The organism is Arthrobacter sp. 754, from assembly GCF_040548695.1.
In the GTDB taxonomy this organism is placed as follows: Bacteria; Actinomycetota; Actinomycetes; order Actinomycetales; family Micrococcaceae; genus Arthrobacter.
On sequence record NZ_JBEPSC010000004.1, the window covers coordinates 253,614 to 268,547 of the forward strand.

A 14,934-nucleotide genomic window follows, 5' to 3' on the forward strand; every position below is an offset into this window, starting at 1 on the left:
CATGTGCCGCCGTGTTCGATCTGCAGGCGACGCCCGCGCGGACAAAGTCAGCGCACGCGCTCGGCGCGGCTGAAACGCGTCCTGGCCCCGGCACCAATATGCAGCAGTACCGGCGTTCGTTTCCCTACCACTTGGTCCAGGGCGTCCGCGAGGGCCAAAACCTCGGCCGCCAGAAGGTGCGGCGCCACGCCTTGGCGCGGCTGGAGCCGGATCTTCAGCGCAGGGCTGCCCTGGACGTCGTAGGTCGCCACCGTGGCAGCGGCAAGGTCCGGCCGCTCGGCAAGGGCATGCTTGAGCGCCTGTTCAGCCACTCCCCCGCCGATCCGCACGTCTCCAGCCACTGTTCCGGGATCGAATTCGGCCGCCAGCAGGTTGCTTCGGCCTTTGCCCTGCTGCGCAATCCAGGCAACCATGAGGCCGATCAGCACCAGCAGGGCGATGGCCATGACAATCCAGAGCCAGCTTTCCGGACGGCCAGGAAAGCGGGTGTCGGCGAAAGCCTGGTTCAGCCCGTTCCAGCCGGCCCGGGACCACGCATGCCACCACGGTCCGACTGAAGGGACGGCGGCCAGCGCAACCAGCAGGATCCCGACGGCAAGCAGGATGAGTCCGAAAATACCGATCAGGATCCGGTTGAGCAGTGCGGGTGTGCTGGTCATGCTCCGATCACTCCTGTGGCCGCAACGTTGACGCGGACCTCCGGCAACGGCACCAGGGACATCCCGCGCAGCTCCTCCTGGACCGCGGCCAGCACCGCTGTTTCGGCCACGGGAACTCCAGAGGTGGGCCGGACATTGACGATGACCTGGCGCTGGGACACCACCACCATGACCTGTTCAGGGGTGACGTTGGCTGCGAGCCGGGCGCTGCGGGCCAGGGCGGAGGCTATGACCTCGTCATCCACCACGACCGCGGTGTGGCTTCCGGTGCCGGCCATCACGTGCCGGGCGCGCCTGCCGGGCAGGACCGCGTTGAGCAGGAAGAACAATCCCACCATCGCGGTAACGGCGCCGCCGGCTCCGAGCAGCAGGGGCGGGACGCCCGCCGGAAGGGCGATGATACGCTCAGCCGCCAGCGTGGGCTGGATCAGCCACGCTGGCTGCCCGATGGCATGGACCGCTGATTCGAGAAGGCCGTACGCGGCCATCACAATCACCAGGACAGCAGCAATTGTTGCCACCACGGCGCGGGACGAATGGGTTTCCCGGTACACAATCTTCCGCATATCAGGCTGCCGTTCCGCCTGCGCCCCGGTTGCTTCCGCCGGGTCAAGCAGCGCCCCGTCAGCTGGGTTGGAACTCACTTGACCCTGCCTCCCTCGGTAGGCTTGACGCCGCTGATCCGAACATCCACCCTGCTCAGGCTGGCGCCGCTCAAGGCTGTGACGGTGGAGAGGATCCGCGCTTTTGCCGCGACAGTGCGGTCCCGGATGGATCCACCGAACATTGCGACCCTGCCGGCATCCCGGACCACGGCGGCAAGGGGCGGGATGCGGATGGGAGCCACCAGCGACAGGGCCAGCAGCCCGCCGTCGTCCGCCCAGTCTGCCCGCACATCCTGGGCATCCACGCCCAGGGCCTCTGCCGCCGCCGCCTTGGCGAGGCTGGTCAGCGCCTGCGTGCTGATGCGGTTGTGGCCGCTAAGGACCTGTCCCTGGAGGGAGGGCGCCGGTGAGGTCATGACGAGGAGCGCCGGCCGATGATGGCGTCCAGGACGCCGCGCAGGTCCAGTTTCCCTTCCGCAGCGCGGCCCAGGAGGGCACCGATGGCCATGAAGAGGAGCGCCACAAGGAAGCCCCACAACCCGAACTGGAAGGACATGAACGCCACGAAGGCGCCCACGGCGATACCTACAACGGTCAGGTTCACAGCAGGGCCTCTCTCTCCGTGCCGGCGGGGGCTGCGGCTTTGGGCGGCGGGGCGACGAAGACATCGGTTATTTCGACGTTGACTTCGATGACCTGCAGGCCGACGAGCTCTTCCACCGCGCGGTAGACCGCGGACCTGACCTGGTTGGCCAGCGAATGCAGTGGCGTGCCATAGGTGGCGACCAGGCTGATGTCCACGGCCACCTGGGTCTCTCCGACCTCCGCGCGGACGCCGGCGGCATGGTCAGAGCTCCCGACGGCGTCGCGGATGGCGCCGAGTGCGCGGGACGGCACCGATCCGAGGGAATAGACGCCCGGAACAGCGCGGGCGGCGATGCCTGCCACTTTTGCCACGGCAGTCTCTGCGATCACCGTGCGGCCAACCCCCGGCGCATGTTCAGGCAACGGGCTGGAACCATGTTGGCTGGCAACCGGCTGGCGCTCGAGGCCGGCACCGGGTTGTGGGTTCTGGTACTCCATCAGGCACTCCCCCTTCTGTTGATCCCAACCCTATCCCTAGATCAGCCACAGCGATGGAATCCGGGGCAGGGCGGTTAAAGAAGAAAAGCACCAGTTCCGAAGAACTGATGCTTCCCAGTGGTGGCTCCGACCGGCGTCGATCCGGTGACCTTTCGATTTTCAGTCGAACGCTCTACCAACTGAGCTACAGAGCCTAGGTGACTAGTCACCATGACAGCCGAAATCTCTTCCGACAATCAGAGCGACCCTGACGGGACTTGAACCCGCGACCTCCGCCGTGACAGGGCGGCGCGCTAACCAACTGCGCTACAGGGCCTTGCTTTTTCTTGCTTCCGCAGTATCGCTACCGCTTTTTTCAAGGCTTCCAGCCTACCAGACATTTACTGCCTGCCTGACCAGTTCCTTGCGTACCCCCAACGGGATTCGAACCCGTGCCGCCGCCGTGAAAGGGCGGTGTCCTAGGCCGCTAGACGATGGGGGCCAGAACCCGTTCGGCACAAAATAAAAGGCTTCAAGCCGAGGCTCTCAGTCTTTTCGTTTGCAGTTTCTCCGAACTGGACTCTAAAACTATAGGGCCTTGGCAGGAATTATCCAAAATCGGCCGGCGGGCAATGAATACAGCGGCCGGAACAGGCGAAGATGGAAACATGGATGCTGCCGCCGCGCTCAACGAGATCGCTTTCTGGCTGGAGCGCGGACGCGCTGCCACGTTCAAGGTCCAGGCTTTCCGTAAAGCGGCCGGGATCATCGCCGCGCTTGACCCTGCCGAGGTGGAGGCCAGGGCGCGGGACGGCAGGCTGAAAAGCATGAAGGGAATCGGGGACAGGACCTATCAGGTGGTCCGCCAGGCGGTGGATGGCGAGGTGCCCGAATACCTCGCGGACCTGCGGGAGCGCAGTGCCGAGCCACTCACGACGGACGGTGGTGCCCTGTACGCGGCACTCCGCGGCGATCTGCACAGCCACAGCGACTGGTCCGACGGCGGTTCCCCCATCACCCTGATGGCTGACGCTGCAAGGCTTCTGGGCCGTGACTACCTTGCCCTCACCGACCACTCCCCCAACCTGACAGTTGCCAACGGCCTCAGTGCCGAGCGCCTGACTGAGCAATTGGACGTGGTGGCGGGAATTAACGGCGACAACGCAAACGGCTTCCGGCTCCTGACCGGAATAGAGGTGGACATCCTGGAGTCCGGCGAGCTCGACCAGTCTCCGGAGATGCTCGACCGCCTGGACATTGTGGTCTCCAGCGTCCATTCCAAGCTGCGATCCCCCCGGGACACCATGACTGCACGAATGCTCGGCGGCATCAAAGACCCGCACACCAATGTACTGGGCCACTGCACCGGCCGCCTGGTGGAAGGATCGCGCGGCACCCGGCCGCAGTCGGAATTCGATGCTGAAAAGGTGTTTGCCGCCTGCGCGGAGCACAACGTGGCTGTGGAGATCAACTCCCGCCCTGAAAGGCAGGACCCGCCGGACAACCTGATCCAGCTCGCGATGGAGGCCGGGTGCCTCTTTTCCATCGACAGTGACGCCCACGCGCCGGGGCAGCTCGACTTCCTCCAGTACGGAGCAGCCCGCGCCGCCAAGAACAACGTCCCTGCCGAGCGGATCATCACCACCTGGCCCCTGGACAAGCTTCTGGAGTGGGCGAAGAAGGCCTGACGGGGCTACTTCACGCCGTCGAGGAGCTTCTGCCGGAAGTCCTGCTTGGTGCTCAGCGTCAACTTTTCGCCGTCCAGGAAGAACGTTGGGGTGGCCGTCACCCCGAGGGCAGTGCCGTCGGTGATATCCGCCCGGATGCGTTCCTTCGTTTTCTCATCAGCAACGGCGGCGTCGAACGCGGCCAGGTCCAGGCCCAGCTCGACGGCGAAGGTCCGGAACAGGGGTGCCTGCGACTCGGCCTTTCCATGCCATTGTTCCTGGGACTCAAACAGCCTGGCGGACATGGCTTCAAACCGGCCCTGCTGTGCCGCAGCTTCAACGGCGAGGGCGGCCGTGCCCGAATTTGGGTGCGAGGACAGCGGGAAGTAGCGGGTGACGAAAGTGATCCTGTCGCCGAATTCCTGTTTCAGCTCCTCCACCACGGGATGGATCGAGCGGCAGGCTTCGCATTCGAAGTCAAGGAACTGTACGAGCTGCGCTTTTTCAACGGCAGGAGATGTCAGCCGGTGGCTCTCCGTCCGGACAAGCTGTTCGGCCCCTGCCACCGGCCGCCCCTGGGACGGCTTGGCCGAAGTCAGCGCAAAGTACCAGCCGGCCCCGCCTGCCACGAGAACGGCCAGCAGGATCCACACGACAAGGCGCACGCGCTTGCCTGTGTCCTCTGGGGAAGAAGTGGAAGCTGAGACCATGGAATGCATCCTAACGGAGGGGCTTAACCGCTGTGATGCCAGGCCGCGGCCTTTTGGCAGGAACTCGACTAGAGGTGGCTGATTTCCGCCAGCCGGCAGCGCGGCATCCCGGCTAGATTGGCAGCATGGCTTCAATCCACCCAGCGTCAAACCCCCGTGCAGACGCCGCCCCGCCTGCAACTCTTCCCACACCGGCCGGAGGAGGCGGCAGCGCCCTGGGCATCGCCGCAGTTCTGGTCACCGTCGTGCTCTGGGCGTCAGCCTTCGTCGGAATCAGGGCCATCGGGCCCACCTTTTCCCCGGGGTCCCTGACCCTTGGCAGGCTGGCGGTTGCCGCCGTCGTGCTCGGTGCCCTGGTGCTGCCGCAGCTGTTCAGGAGCCGGCTCCTGCCCAGCGGCCGCGAGTGGTTGCCCATCGTTGGGTATGGCGTGATGTGGTTCGGCGGGTACAACGTGGCCTTGAACGCCGCGGAACACCTGCTCGACGCCGGGACCGCAGCCCTGTTGATCAACGTCAACCCCATCCTTGTTGCCATCATGGCCGGTTTCTTCCTCAAAGAGGGCTTCCCCCGGTGGCTGCTTATCGGCAGCCTGGTGGCGTTCGGCGGGGTTGCGCTGATCGCGCTGGGATCCGGCTCAGGTTCGGGCTCAGGGGAACGTTCGACGGCGGACGTCGCGGGTGTGCTGCTCTGCCTCCTTGCCGCCGTGCTCGCCGCCGTCAGCGTCATCATCCAGAAACCGGTGCTGCGGAAGTTCCCGGCCGGCCAGGCCACGTGGTTCGGGATCATGGTGGGTGCGCTCTGCTGCCTGCCCTTCACCGGGCAGCTTGTGTCCGAACTCCAGGCCGCGCCGCTGCCCGCGACCCTGGGCCTGGTGTACCTGGGCGTCTTTCCCACCGCGATCGCCTTCACCACCTGGGCGTACGCGCTGTCATTGATCGACGCAGGGAAACTGGCCGCCACGACGTATCTGGTGCCCGGCACCACCATCCTCATCTCCTGGCTGCTGCTCAGCGAAGTCCCGTCCGTCTGGGGCCTGGTGGGAGGAGTGGTCTGCCTGGTGGGAGTGGGACTGACCCGCCGCAGGACCCGGGTGGCCAGGATTCCCTAAGCACAGCGGAGGATCCGCGGATCGCGCTAAAGTCAGGGCATGCCCGCCAACCTGCCGCCCGGACTGCCCATCATCCCCGATGGGCCTCACGAGCCGCTTCCCTTTCAGATGTCGGAGGACGACTTTGAATCCGCCGTCACGGACGCCCTGGGCCGGATCCCCGCCAAGCTTGCCGCCGCCATGGACAACGTGGCGGTATTTGTCGAGGACGATTACGTCCCCTCAGCCGGCGAAGATCCGGACACGGTCCTGCTTGGCCTCTACGAGGGCGTTCCGCTGACTGAACGGGACTCCTGGTGGGACGCCGGTTCGCTTCCGGACCGGATCACCATTTTCAGGCAGCCCATTCTGGACATCTGCAGCTCACGCGAGGAAGTGATCCACGAGGTGGCCGTGACCGTGGTCCACGAAGTTGCCCACCACTTCGGCATCGACGACGAGCGGCTGCACGAGCTCGGCTGGGACTAGCCTTGTAGGCATGGGACACGATCACAGCCATACCCACGGGATCACGGCAACGGGCCGTCACCGCAAGCGGCTTGTCGCCGTCCTGGCCATCACCCTGGCGGTGGTCGCTGTGCAGGTACTGGGTGCCATGTTTTCCGGCTCGCTGGCTCTGCTTGCTGATGCGGGGCACATGCTGTCCGATGCGGCCGGGGTGACCATTGCCCTTTTGGCCGCGTGGATCGCCGGCCGGCCTGCGAGTGACCAGCGGACCTACGGCTACCAGCGGGCCGAAGTCCTGGCTGCCCTGGCCAATGCGCTGATCCTGGTGGTCATCTCCGTGGTGATCTTCACCGAAGCGATCCGCCGAATAAGTGCCACGCCTGAGGTTCACACAGACATCATGCTCGCCGCCGCGATCCTGGGCGCCGTTGCCAACCTGGTCTCGCTGCTGATCCTGCACGGGGCACACCAGGACAGCCTGAACGTCCGCGGTGCATATCTTGAGGTGCTGGGTGACCTCCTGGGCTCCTTCGCCGTGATCATCGCCGCCGTGGTCATCCTGTTCACCGGCTACCAGGCTGCCGACACCATTGCCTCGGTGCTCATTGCCCTGATGATCCTGCCGCGCGCCTGGAACCTGCTCCGGGACGTGGTGGACGTCCTGCTGGAAGCGACTCCCAAGGGTGTGGAGGTGCAGATGATCCGCGAACACATCCTCAGCGTTGACGGCGTGGTGGACGTCCACGACATCCACATCTGGACCATCACCTCCGGAGTGCCTGTCTTTTCGGCCCACGTGGTGGTGGAAGACGGCGTCCTTAACGCCCGCGGCGCAGACCAGCTGCTGGACAAACTCACCACCTGCCTCGGCTCCCATTTCGACACCGAACACTGCACCTTCCAGCTGGAGCCCGCCAGCCACTCCGAACACGAGTCCCGCCAGCACGCGTAACGCCCCGGCGCGCCCGTCACATTCCGGACACGCCGGTGCGGATGTGCCTGAATCACACTCTTGTTGTTTATGTTATTGATGTGACCAGTGTTGCCAATGTGCAGAAGGTCACGTAGCCTCGGACTGCTGGGAGATCAGTAGAGGGGCCTTTTTGTGCCGCCACCGGACCTCGCTCCCCAGCCTTACCGTGCGAGGTTCTGCGAATGCGTTTGACTGGATCCGGCCTGACCGCCGCCGCACTGTGCGCCGCCGTCGTACTGTCCGGAAGCGTTGCCCTCCCCGCGCAGGCAGACCCTGCTCCCCTGCTCCCCGGTGTCATCGCAGCGGCGGTCCAGCGGCCCGCCTCGCCGGAGGTTCCCTCCGCGGAGGACATTGCCGCCGCGAAGTCCAGTGAAAGCGCGACGGCGGACCAGGTCACCGCTATCGAGCGCCTCCTGGCAGACGCTGCGAACGCCCAGCAGGCGACCTTTGCCCTGACGATGCAGGCCAACAATGCCTACGGTGAGTCCCTGGTGGAACTGCAGGACCGCCGGACCGCTGCCGAAGTGGCCACAGCCAAGGCAAGGACGGCCGCGGAACTGCAGGACAGGACCCGCAAGCAGGTGGGCCAACTGGCGGGCGACCTGTACCGCAACGGCGGCTTGAACCCGGCCCTGACCACCTTCGTCAGCGGCAACGGCGAAGCGCTGCAGCAGGCTGCGACGCTGGAGGCCATTTCGGCCAGCCGCAGCCGCGCGTTCGAATCGGCGGACACGGCAGCCGTCGCGGCGCGGTCCCTGACGGCTGCAGCGCAGGACGCCAACCGGGCCGCAGACGAGGCCGCACGGACCGCCGAGGCCCGCAAGGCTGATGCTGAACAGGCCAACGCCACACAGGTGAGGGCCGTGGCTGATGCGCGGTCCCAGCGGACCGTCCTGGTGGACCAGTTGTCGCAACTGAGGAACACCACCGTTGCGCTGGAATCGGCCAGGGTGGATGGGCTGGACCGGCAGCGCGAAGAAGCCAGGCTCGCGGCCATCACCGCAGCCGCCGAAAGAGGCTCGTCCAGCCAGGCCGCAGGTAGCCCTGCCGCCGTTCCCGGCGCTTCTTCCGGCGCCGGCCAGGGGACGGGGACCTCCGCCGCACCGGCCGCTCCAGCACCTGCCCCGGCTCCTGCTCCCGCGCCCGCTCCTGCTCCCGCTCCTGCCCCCGCTCCGGCACCCGCGCCCGCCCCCGCGCCGGTTCCTGCACCAGCACCAGCACCAGCGCCGGCTCCTGCTCCTGCGCCTGCTCCCGCGCCGGCTCCTGCGCCTGCTCCCGCGCCGTCACCCGGCGGGTCCAACGAGACTGCGATCTCCGTGGCCATGTCCAAGGTGGGAGCACCGTTCTTCTACCAATACGGCGGTACCGGCCCCTACGGCTTTGACTGCTCCGGCCTGGTGCAGACTGCGTTCGCTGCCGCGGGCAAGTACCTGCCCCGGACCGCTGCGCAGCAGTACGCGGCCGCACCTGTCCACGTGCCTATCTCACAGGCCCAGCGAGGCGACTTGCTGGTCTGGGGTTCGGCTCCGGGCTTCTATCACGTCGCAATCTACCTGGGTAACGGCCAGGTGGTTCAGGCACTGAACCCGGACGAGGGCATTGGCGTCACCCAGCTGAGCAGGATGGCCGGGATGCAGCTCCACCCCTACGCCGCCCGCTACTGACGCGAGGCTTGGTTTCGGGCACCGGGACGCACGGCTCAGGGCTCAGGGCTCAGGGCTCAGGGCTCAGGACAGGATGTCCTTGGTGACAAATCTGCCGTAGGCGAGCGCTCCGAAGACGGCGACATAGCCGAGCTGCAGCAGGGCGTTGTTGGCGAATGAATCCCACAGCACCGGCTGGCGCAGGACATCGGCGAACCCGAACCAGTAGTGGCTGAACAGCCACGGGTGCAGCCACTCAAGCTGGGGCAACTGGTCGGCAATCTGTGAGGCCACAGAAATGACCACCGTGGCCGCCATCGCACCCACGGGCACCACTGTCAGGGTGGAAATGAACAGGCCGATCGCCGACAACCCTGCCAGTGATACGGCGAGGTATGCAGCAATCAGGACCAGCCGCAGCGCCGCCTGGGGCGGCTGGATGACGTCCCCCGACAGCAATGTCACAGGCCCGATGGGGAAAAGGGCGGCTCCGATGGCCGCCCCGGCAAGTGCCACGGTGATGGGTGCCGCCAGGCAGAACGCCAGTGCGCCGGCATACTTGACCAGCAGCAGCCTGATCCTCCCGGCGGGGGCCACGAGCAAATAGCGCAACGTGCCCAGGCTTGCCTCGCCGGCGATGGTGTCCCCCGCGACCACCCCGATGGTGAGGGGCAGGAACAACGGCACGGACACCAGCAGCGCAGTAACGGCAACGAACAGCCCGTTCTGGGTAATCCGGTCAAGGAATGCCGGTCCCCTTCCCGGCGGAACGGTTGAAGAGAGCCTGACCGCGACGGCGATCAGGATTGGAATCGCGGCCAGCGCCAGCAGCATGGCCAGCGTCCGCCGTCGCCTGAAAAGAGTCTTCAGCTCAGACGCCAGGAGGGACAGGCTGGACCCGCCATCAGCGGCGCTCGCGGGGCCGGACCCGCCAGAGCCCGGGGCACCCGCTGTTTCAGAACCGCTACTGGGCAACGTCGAACCCCTCCCCCGTCAAGGCAACAAAGCGTTCCTCGAGACTCTCCCGTTCCACCGCAAAGCCACGGACCCGTACCCCGGCGGCCACTAACTCGGCCACGATGTCTTCCGGGGCGTCCAGCCGGGCAGCGGCCGCGACCGCGGTCAACACCTGCCCTTCTGCCTCCGGATGTGGCGTCCCCGGCGTCAGGCCCAACCGCACCAGGACCCCTGCGGCTGTGCCGGCGTCGGGCGTTATCAGGCGGATCCGCGTTTCGCCGGCCTGCCGGAGCTCGGCCAGCGGCCCCTGGGCGACCAGCCGGCCCGCGCTCATGATGGCCGCGTGCGTGCAGATCTGCTCCACCTCCGCCAGCAGGTGGCTGGAGACGAAGACCGTGGCGCCATCGGCGGCGAGGGAACGGACCAGGCTCCGCACCTCACGCGTCCCCTGCGGGTCCAGGCCGTTGGTGGGTTCGTCCAGCACCAGCAGCTCCCGCGGTGACAGCAGCGCGTTGGCGATTCCCAGCCGCTGCTTCATTCCCAACGAGTACGCATGCACGCGCTTGCCGGCCGCGTGCGACAAACCCACCCGCTCAAGTGCAGCAGCAACCCGGGCGTTCCGGGTGGACGGCGCCGCATGCCTGCCGGCAGCGTCAAGCCGGTGCAGGTTGGCGGTACCGGAGAGAAAAGGGTAGAAGGCCGGGCCTTCCACCAGGGCGCCGACGCGCGGCAGGACCTCGTGCAGCCGCTGCGGCATCTGGTGGCCCAGGACGTTAACCGTGCCCGCCGACGCTGCGGCGAGGCCCAGGAGCATCCGGATAGTGGTGGTCTTGCCGGAACCGTTGGGACCCAGGAAGCCGAAGACGGAACCGTGCGGCACCGCGAGGTCCACATCATCCACCGCCACCTGCGCGCCGAAGCGCTTGGTCAGCCCGCGCGTCTCTATGCTCAGTCCGGTTCCCCCGGCGGCGGTCACGCTGCGCCGGCGGCGGCCTGAAGCCGCTCCGCCGGAACCATCCCCACAAAGATCCTGCCGTCGTCGGTCAGCAGGACGTTGACCAGCGAGGTGGACAGGAGGCGTCCGCCGGGCACCGCGACGGTGGCCTGGGACAGGAGCGGATCCTTAAGCAGGGCTTCGGTCAGCTGCGCACCCTGCCCGTCCGGGGGCGCCGGGAACCCGACCACAGATTCCCAGCCCTTCCCGGTCACCGTGGGCTTGGGCGCGCTTGCATCCCGCTGGTGAACCGCGCTTCCGGGAATCCGGTCCGGCGCTACCATTCCCGGAGTTGCGGGATCACCCGGGAAGCCCGGCATGCCCTGCTGATGCGGCATCATGGGACCCTGCGGGAGCGGGGGCAGCGGAAGCTCTTTAACCGTGGCACCTGGCGGGGCAACGAAGTTGAACATCGCGTCCTCCGGCGCGGCAAGGGTCAGGCTGGTGAAGCCTGCCTCGAACGCGGCCTGCTCCTGGCCGCGGGCCAAAACAGTGACCTTCAGCGGCATCCCGGTCTCACCATCCACCGCGATCACCGCTTTGTCCACCAACGTACCGTCCGTCCTTGGCGCCAGCACCAGGCTGTAGGCGGACCGGCCGGCCACCTGGACATCGGGGCCCACCGTCACCGAGGTGGAGCTGTCGGCTGCATCAAGGAAGCGCTTGGCGAGTTCCTCGGGCGTGGGAATGGCATGCGTGGATGGAACGGGGGCGTCCGGTGCCGGAAGCGGCAGGTCGCTGGCTTTGGCGGGCAGGGTGAGGTGCGCCGCGCTATTGTCCTTGGAGTTGTAGAACCAGACGTCGCTGTCCCGGCGGATGACGTCACGTTCGGCGAGCCTGTCTACCACCTGGACGCGGACCTTCGCGGAGCCGTCCATGAAGATCCGGGCAGTGTGTTCGCCGGTCAGGAGTTCAGCAATTGACGCCGCCCCGCCGGCCGAGGCTGGTCCGGACGTGGGACCGACGGACGGCAGATCCGGCAGGCCAAGCTCAGAGGACTGTTCCAGGGTTCCGGAAAAAGACCTGGTGCTGTGCTGGCCCAGCAGTGTCAGAACCTCAGCGGGAGATTTTTGGGGCAAAGGATCCCCGGCGCGCGCCGGAATGGATCCCGCCAGCACACCGGCGGCTATCACGGCAGGTACAGCTGCTGCGGGAACCCAGCGCAACCATGTGCGTTTCATGCCAGACCCGCTTCGTCCTTGGCGCCCATAGATTCAGATTACGCCTGGCGGCGGCCCTGCACACCCCTGATCCGGAGCCGTAACCGGAGGGCAGTCCGGTTACCAGGGCACTACGGTGCCCGCCCCGCCGTCGACCGTGATTTTCTGTCCGGTGGAGAGCCGAAGCGTGGCGTCCGGAACGCCAACCACCGCCGGGATGCCGTACTCCCGCGCCACCACTGCCCCGTGTGAATTCGGCCCGCCCATCTCCATGACCAGGCCGCCGGCCGTCAGGAACAGCGGGGTCCAGCCAGGGTCGGTGGACGGGGCCACCAGGATCTCGCCCGGTTCAAGATGGGCTCCCACCGGGTCCAGGATGACCCGCGCCGGCGCAGAGACGGTTCCGGCGGAGGCGGGGCTTCCGGCCAGCATGCCCGGCACGGCTGGCGCGCCCTGCGTTCCGGCCGGCTGCAGCCGCTCCGGTTCCGTGCCGTCGGAGAGGAGCACCCGGGCCACGTGGCGCCGTTCCAGCTCCTGCGCGTAGGCCGCGCGGCGCCGCGCCACCAGGGCCCGGAAGTCTGCAGGCCGCGGTCCGTCAGCACCGGCCCGAAGGTTTGCGGCCTTCACGCCTGCCTGATTGCCTGCGTGATTGCCTGCGTGATTGCCGGCCTGATTACTTGACTGCACCAGACCGGCCCTGGCTTCGACGAGGTCCAGGAAGAAAACGTCATCCGCCCGTGCCACTACCCCGGCGTCCGCCAGCGCCCTGCCGACCAACCACAGCTCCTTCCGCACCGCGGCGAGCCTCACCACCAGCAAGTACTTCGGAAGCTCGCGGAGCCCGGCAAACATCCGTGCCCGCCTCAGCGCTGCCCGGACCGCGGCGCCGCGCAACCGGCCGCGGCCCCGCGCCTCGGCCACCAGGCGCTCCACGGAGGCTTCGGCTTCCTCAACAGCGTTGCTGAACTGGACGTCCGGTGCCAGGGAGGAATCGTCGAGCCGGAGGTAGTTGGCCAGGACACCGAGGATGTGCGTGGGGTCCTCCGACCAGCGGGGCATGCCGACGTCGATCTCTGCGACGGCCCGATGCCCGTACTGGCCCATGAACCTCGCCACTCCGGCCTGCAGCTCCGAGGGCAGGTCACCGGAGCGATAGTCGACAGCGAGCGCTGCAGGTCCCCGGCCAGCCATGGCCGCGCGGGATTCGCCGTCGTTCCTGATCACCCGGGCCAGGCGCCAGAGTTCCAGGTCCATTTCGGTGGTCACATTGTTCGGCAGCCCGCGGAGCACCACCTGCAGGTCATCCCAGCGGCCGTCACCCAGCAGCTTCCCGGCCAGCGCCAGCGCGGCGAAGCCCAGGGCCGGGAGAGGCAGGATGGCAGGAACCACCGGGAAAATCCGGGCGCCGAGCAGGTGTTCGGTGTGGTCCAGGCGCTGCAGCGGCGTGGCGTCGGCCGGAGGTTCGAGGGAATCGCCGAACCCGCGTGCAAGGCGGTTGGCACGCCGCAATGCGGCCGCCGGGCGGAACAATGCCCGGAGCAGTGTCTCAGGAACCCGCGCGTGCACCGCAGCAGGCACCACGTGGCGGAGCATGCCCAGCGGGGTCCGTCGGGTCACAGAAAACCGCGGGTCCTCGAATACGCGGCGCAGCACAGTGGCGGAACGGGCTTCCATGACATCGAAGACCCGTGGAACGATCCGCCGGCCCGTGGCGCTGCGGGCCACGGCGGTCAGGTCGAAGTACATTCGCTGCCCCGCTTCCGCATAGGGCGACGGTCCGTTGCGGGGTTCGGGAACGTCGAATCGCGCGGCGCGGGCCACGGAGGAGGCTATGACCCGCAATGCTGCCAGGCCCATGGGGGTGATGGGGCGGGTCAGGCCCTGCGCCAGGCTGAAGCACAGGTAGACCCGGAGGCCCGGACGGGCAGCCGCCCGCTCGGGAACAGGGTAAAGCGTGGTGATGGGCCGCGACTGGACCAGCCACAGGCGGCCGTCTCCGGCGATGGCCCACTCAATGTCCTGCGGCGCTCCGAAGATGTTCTCCACTTGAAGGCCCAGGGCTGCCAACTCGCCTGCCTGCCGGTCTGTGAGGCAGGCCGCCGCCCCTCCATTGGGGGAAACCACCGTCCGGGTACCGCCGCCGATGACCGGCCGGACGGCTATCCGCTTGTCGCCCAGCCGCCGCTCCAGGACAGTCCCGGTGACAGGGTCAACCACGAAGTGGTCCGGGTTGACGGCCCCTGACACCACGGCTTCACCCAGTCCGGGGCCGGCATCGATTACGGCCTGCTGCCGGCGGCCGGTGAGCGGGTTGGCCGTGAACAGGACACCGGCGGCGGTGGCATCCACCATGCGTTGAACCACCACGGCCAGTGCCACGGCAGCCGGATCAATCCCCCTGCTGGCCCGGTAGCTGACGGCCCGGTCGGTCCAGAGTGACGCCCAGCAGTTACGGGCAGCGTCCACGACCGACGCGGTCCCCACGACGTTGAGGTAAGTGTCCTGCTGCCCGGCAAAACTGGCCGACGGAAGGTCCTCGGCGGTGGCGGACGAGCGGACGGCCACCGGGACGTCGTCGCCCAGGGCGACATACGCCCGCTCAATGGCCTCCACTGTTTCCGGCGGAACAGGAGCGCTGAGCACAACTTCGCGTGCCCGGGCCGCCAACGCCGCCAGGGCGGCGAGGTCGTCGTCTGCAGTGGCTTTCAGGGCCGCGTGCAGCTCGGACAGCTGGCCCTGTACCGGCCCGTCCGCACCCGTCGCGTGCCGGTAGGCCTCCGTGGTGAGGCAAAAGCCTTCCGGCACGGAGAGCCCCGCGGCGGTCAGCACCCCGAGGTTGGCAGCCTTGCCTCCCACGAGGGGCACCATGGCCGCCCCGATGTCCGCCAATCCCAGGATTGGTTGCGAAGCTCCGGTGCCAGGCATTTCCATGCCTCCTGCTGCGAAAC

At 67.3% G+C, this 14,934-nt stretch carries 15 protein-coding genes and 3 tRNA genes; 5 read left to right on the top strand and 13 right to left on the bottom strand.

All coding sequences use genetic code 11. The features are described 5' to 3' along the window. Positions 1-47: 47 nt before the first annotated feature. The 8 genes from ABIA70_RS13280 to ABIA70_RS13315 all read right to left on the bottom strand — a co-directional run bounded on the left by ABIA70_RS13280 (position 48) and on the right by ABIA70_RS13315 (position 2,828). Entirely contained in the window at positions 48-659 is a 612-nt protein-coding gene (locus tag ABIA70_RS13280) for an Asp23/Gls24 family envelope stress response protein (protein ID WP_354148025.1), read from the bottom strand. Next, entirely contained in the window at positions 656-1,225 is a 570-nt protein-coding gene (locus ABIA70_RS13285) for a hypothetical protein (protein ID WP_354148315.1), read from the bottom strand. The genes ABIA70_RS13280 and ABIA70_RS13285 overlap by 4 nt, the downstream gene beginning before the upstream one ends. Before the next feature lie 74 nt (positions 1,226-1,299). Next, on the bottom strand, positions 1,300-1,680 hold the full coding sequence (locus tag ABIA70_RS13290; RefSeq protein ID WP_354148026.1) for a hypothetical protein: 381 nt from the start codon (positions 1,678-1,680) through the stop codon (positions 1,300-1,302). Continuing rightward, entirely contained in the window at positions 1,677-1,868 is a 192-nt protein-coding gene (locus tag ABIA70_RS13295) for a DUF2273 domain-containing protein (protein ID WP_108599379.1), read from the bottom strand. The genes ABIA70_RS13290 and ABIA70_RS13295 overlap by 4 nt, the downstream gene beginning before the upstream one ends. Beyond that, a complete protein-coding gene (locus tag ABIA70_RS13300; RefSeq protein WP_354148027.1) occupies positions 1,865-2,347 on the bottom strand; it encodes an Asp23/Gls24 family envelope stress response protein in 483 nt (160 codons plus the stop codon). The genes ABIA70_RS13295 and ABIA70_RS13300 overlap by 4 nt, the downstream gene beginning before the upstream one ends. A 118-nt stretch (positions 2,348-2,465) precedes the next feature. Beyond that, positions 2,466-2,541 (bottom strand) — tRNA-Phe (locus ABIA70_RS13305). Between the two features lie 48 nt (positions 2,542-2,589). Then, positions 2,590-2,663, bottom strand: a tRNA-Asp gene (locus ABIA70_RS13310). Positions 2,664-2,755: 92 nt separating this feature from the next. Continuing rightward, a tRNA-Glu gene (locus tag ABIA70_RS13315) sits at positions 2,756-2,828 on the bottom strand. Between the two features lie 166 nt (positions 2,829-2,994). On the opposite strand from ABIA70_RS13315, the gene ABIA70_RS13320 reads away from it, so the two are divergent. Continuing rightward, a complete protein-coding gene (locus tag ABIA70_RS13320) occupies positions 2,995-4,014 on the top strand; it encodes a PHP domain-containing protein (RefSeq protein ID WP_354148316.1) in 1,020 nt (339 codons plus the stop codon). Between the two features lie 5 nt (positions 4,015-4,019). Here the strand turns inward: ABIA70_RS13320 and ABIA70_RS13325 are convergent, their stop codons facing one another. After that, on the bottom strand, positions 4,020-4,703 hold the full coding sequence (locus tag ABIA70_RS13325) for a DsbA family protein (RefSeq protein WP_354148028.1): 684 nt from the start codon (positions 4,701-4,703) through the stop codon (positions 4,020-4,022). Between the two features lie 125 nt (positions 4,704-4,828). On the opposite strand from ABIA70_RS13325, the gene ABIA70_RS13330 reads away from it, so the two are divergent. The 4 genes from ABIA70_RS13330 to ABIA70_RS13345 all read left to right on the top strand — a co-directional run bounded on the left by ABIA70_RS13330 (position 4,829) and on the right by ABIA70_RS13345 (position 8,896). After that, entirely contained in the window at positions 4,829-5,812 is a 984-nt protein-coding gene (locus ABIA70_RS13330) for a DMT family transporter (RefSeq protein ID WP_354148029.1), read from the top strand. Between the two features lie 39 nt (positions 5,813-5,851). After that, complete coding sequence (locus ABIA70_RS13335) at positions 5,852-6,280, top strand: metallopeptidase family protein (RefSeq protein ID WP_354148030.1); 429 nt, start codon at positions 5,852-5,854, stop codon at positions 6,278-6,280. A gap of 10 nt (positions 6,281-6,290) precedes the next feature. Beyond that, a complete protein-coding gene (locus ABIA70_RS13340; protein WP_354148031.1) occupies positions 6,291-7,211 on the top strand; it encodes a cation diffusion facilitator family transporter in 921 nt (306 codons plus the stop codon). A 203-nt stretch (positions 7,212-7,414) separates the two neighbouring features. Beyond that, positions 7,415-8,896 carry a C40 family peptidase gene (locus ABIA70_RS13345; RefSeq protein ID WP_354148032.1) on the top strand — a complete coding sequence of 494 codons (1,482 nt, stop codon included), beginning with the start codon at positions 7,415-7,417 and terminating at the stop codon, positions 8,894-8,896. A 63-nt stretch (positions 8,897-8,959) separates the two neighbouring features. Here ABIA70_RS13345 and ABIA70_RS13350 read toward each other — a convergent pair whose 3' ends face one another. From ABIA70_RS13350 to ABIA70_RS13365, 4 genes are all read right to left on the bottom strand, one after another. Then, complete coding sequence (locus ABIA70_RS13350) at positions 8,960-9,766, bottom strand: ABC transporter permease (protein WP_354148317.1); 807 nt, start codon at positions 9,764-9,766, stop codon at positions 8,960-8,962. A 73-nt stretch (positions 9,767-9,839) separates the two neighbouring features. Beyond that, positions 9,840-10,808, bottom strand: coding sequence for an ABC transporter ATP-binding protein (locus ABIA70_RS13355; protein WP_354148033.1), 969 nt, complete (start codon positions 10,806-10,808; stop codon positions 9,840-9,842). Further along, on the bottom strand, positions 10,805-12,007 hold the full coding sequence (locus ABIA70_RS13360) for a LolA-like protein (protein ID WP_354148034.1): 1,203 nt from the start codon (positions 12,005-12,007) through the stop codon (positions 10,805-10,807). The genes ABIA70_RS13355 and ABIA70_RS13360 overlap by 4 nt, the downstream gene beginning before the upstream one ends. Before the next feature lie 99 nt (positions 12,008-12,106). Continuing rightward, positions 12,107-14,917 (bottom strand): PEP/pyruvate-binding domain-containing protein, encoded by a 2,811-nt coding sequence (locus ABIA70_RS13365; RefSeq protein ID WP_502917202.1) that lies wholly within the window; start codon positions 14,915-14,917, stop codon positions 12,107-12,109. Between the last annotated feature and the right edge of the window lie 17 nt (positions 14,918-14,934).

What these genes read in the sequence shown, in the direction of transcription:
- ABIA70_RS13345 (WP_354148032.1), top strand. Translation starts at nt 7,415, where the DNA reads ATGCGTTTGACTGGATCCGGCCTGACCGCCGCCGCACTGTGCGCCGCC.
- ABIA70_RS13340 (WP_354148031.1), top strand. Translation starts at nt 6,291, where the DNA reads ATGGGACACGATCACAGCCATACCCACGGGATCACGGCAACGGGCCGT.
- ABIA70_RS13360 (WP_354148034.1), bottom strand. Translation starts at nt 12,007, where the DNA reads ATGAAACGCACATGGTTGCGCTGGGTTCCCGCAGCAGCTGTACCTGCC.
- ABIA70_RS13290 (WP_354148026.1), bottom strand. Translation starts at nt 1,680, where the DNA reads ATGACCTCACCGGCGCCCTCCCTCCAGGGACAGGTCCTTAGCGGCCAC.
- ABIA70_RS13285 (WP_354148315.1), bottom strand. Translation starts at nt 1,225, where the DNA reads ATGCGGAAGATTGTGTACCGGGAAACCCATTCGTCCCGCGCCGTGGTG.
- ABIA70_RS13320 (WP_354148316.1), top strand. Translation starts at nt 2,995, where the DNA reads ATGGATGCTGCCGCCGCGCTCAACGAGATCGCTTTCTGGCTGGAGCGC.
- ABIA70_RS13330 (WP_354148029.1), top strand. Translation starts at nt 4,829, where the DNA reads ATGGCTTCAATCCACCCAGCGTCAAACCCCCGTGCAGACGCCGCCCCG.
- ABIA70_RS13365 (WP_502917202.1), bottom strand. Translation starts at nt 14,917, where the DNA reads ATGGAAATGCCTGGCACCGGAGCTTCGCAACCAATCCTGGGATTGGCG.
- ABIA70_RS13300 (WP_354148027.1), bottom strand. Translation starts at nt 2,347, where the DNA reads ATGGAGTACCAGAACCCACAACCCGGTGCCGGCCTCGAGCGCCAGCCG.
- ABIA70_RS13280 (WP_354148025.1), bottom strand. Translation starts at nt 659, where the DNA reads ATGACCAGCACACCCGCACTGCTCAACCGGATCCTGATCGGTATTTTC.
- ABIA70_RS13335 (WP_354148030.1), top strand. Translation starts at nt 5,852, where the DNA reads ATGCCCGCCAACCTGCCGCCCGGACTGCCCATCATCCCCGATGGGCCT.
- ABIA70_RS13325 (WP_354148028.1), bottom strand. Translation starts at nt 4,703, where the DNA reads ATGGTCTCAGCTTCCACTTCTTCCCCAGAGGACACAGGCAAGCGCGTG.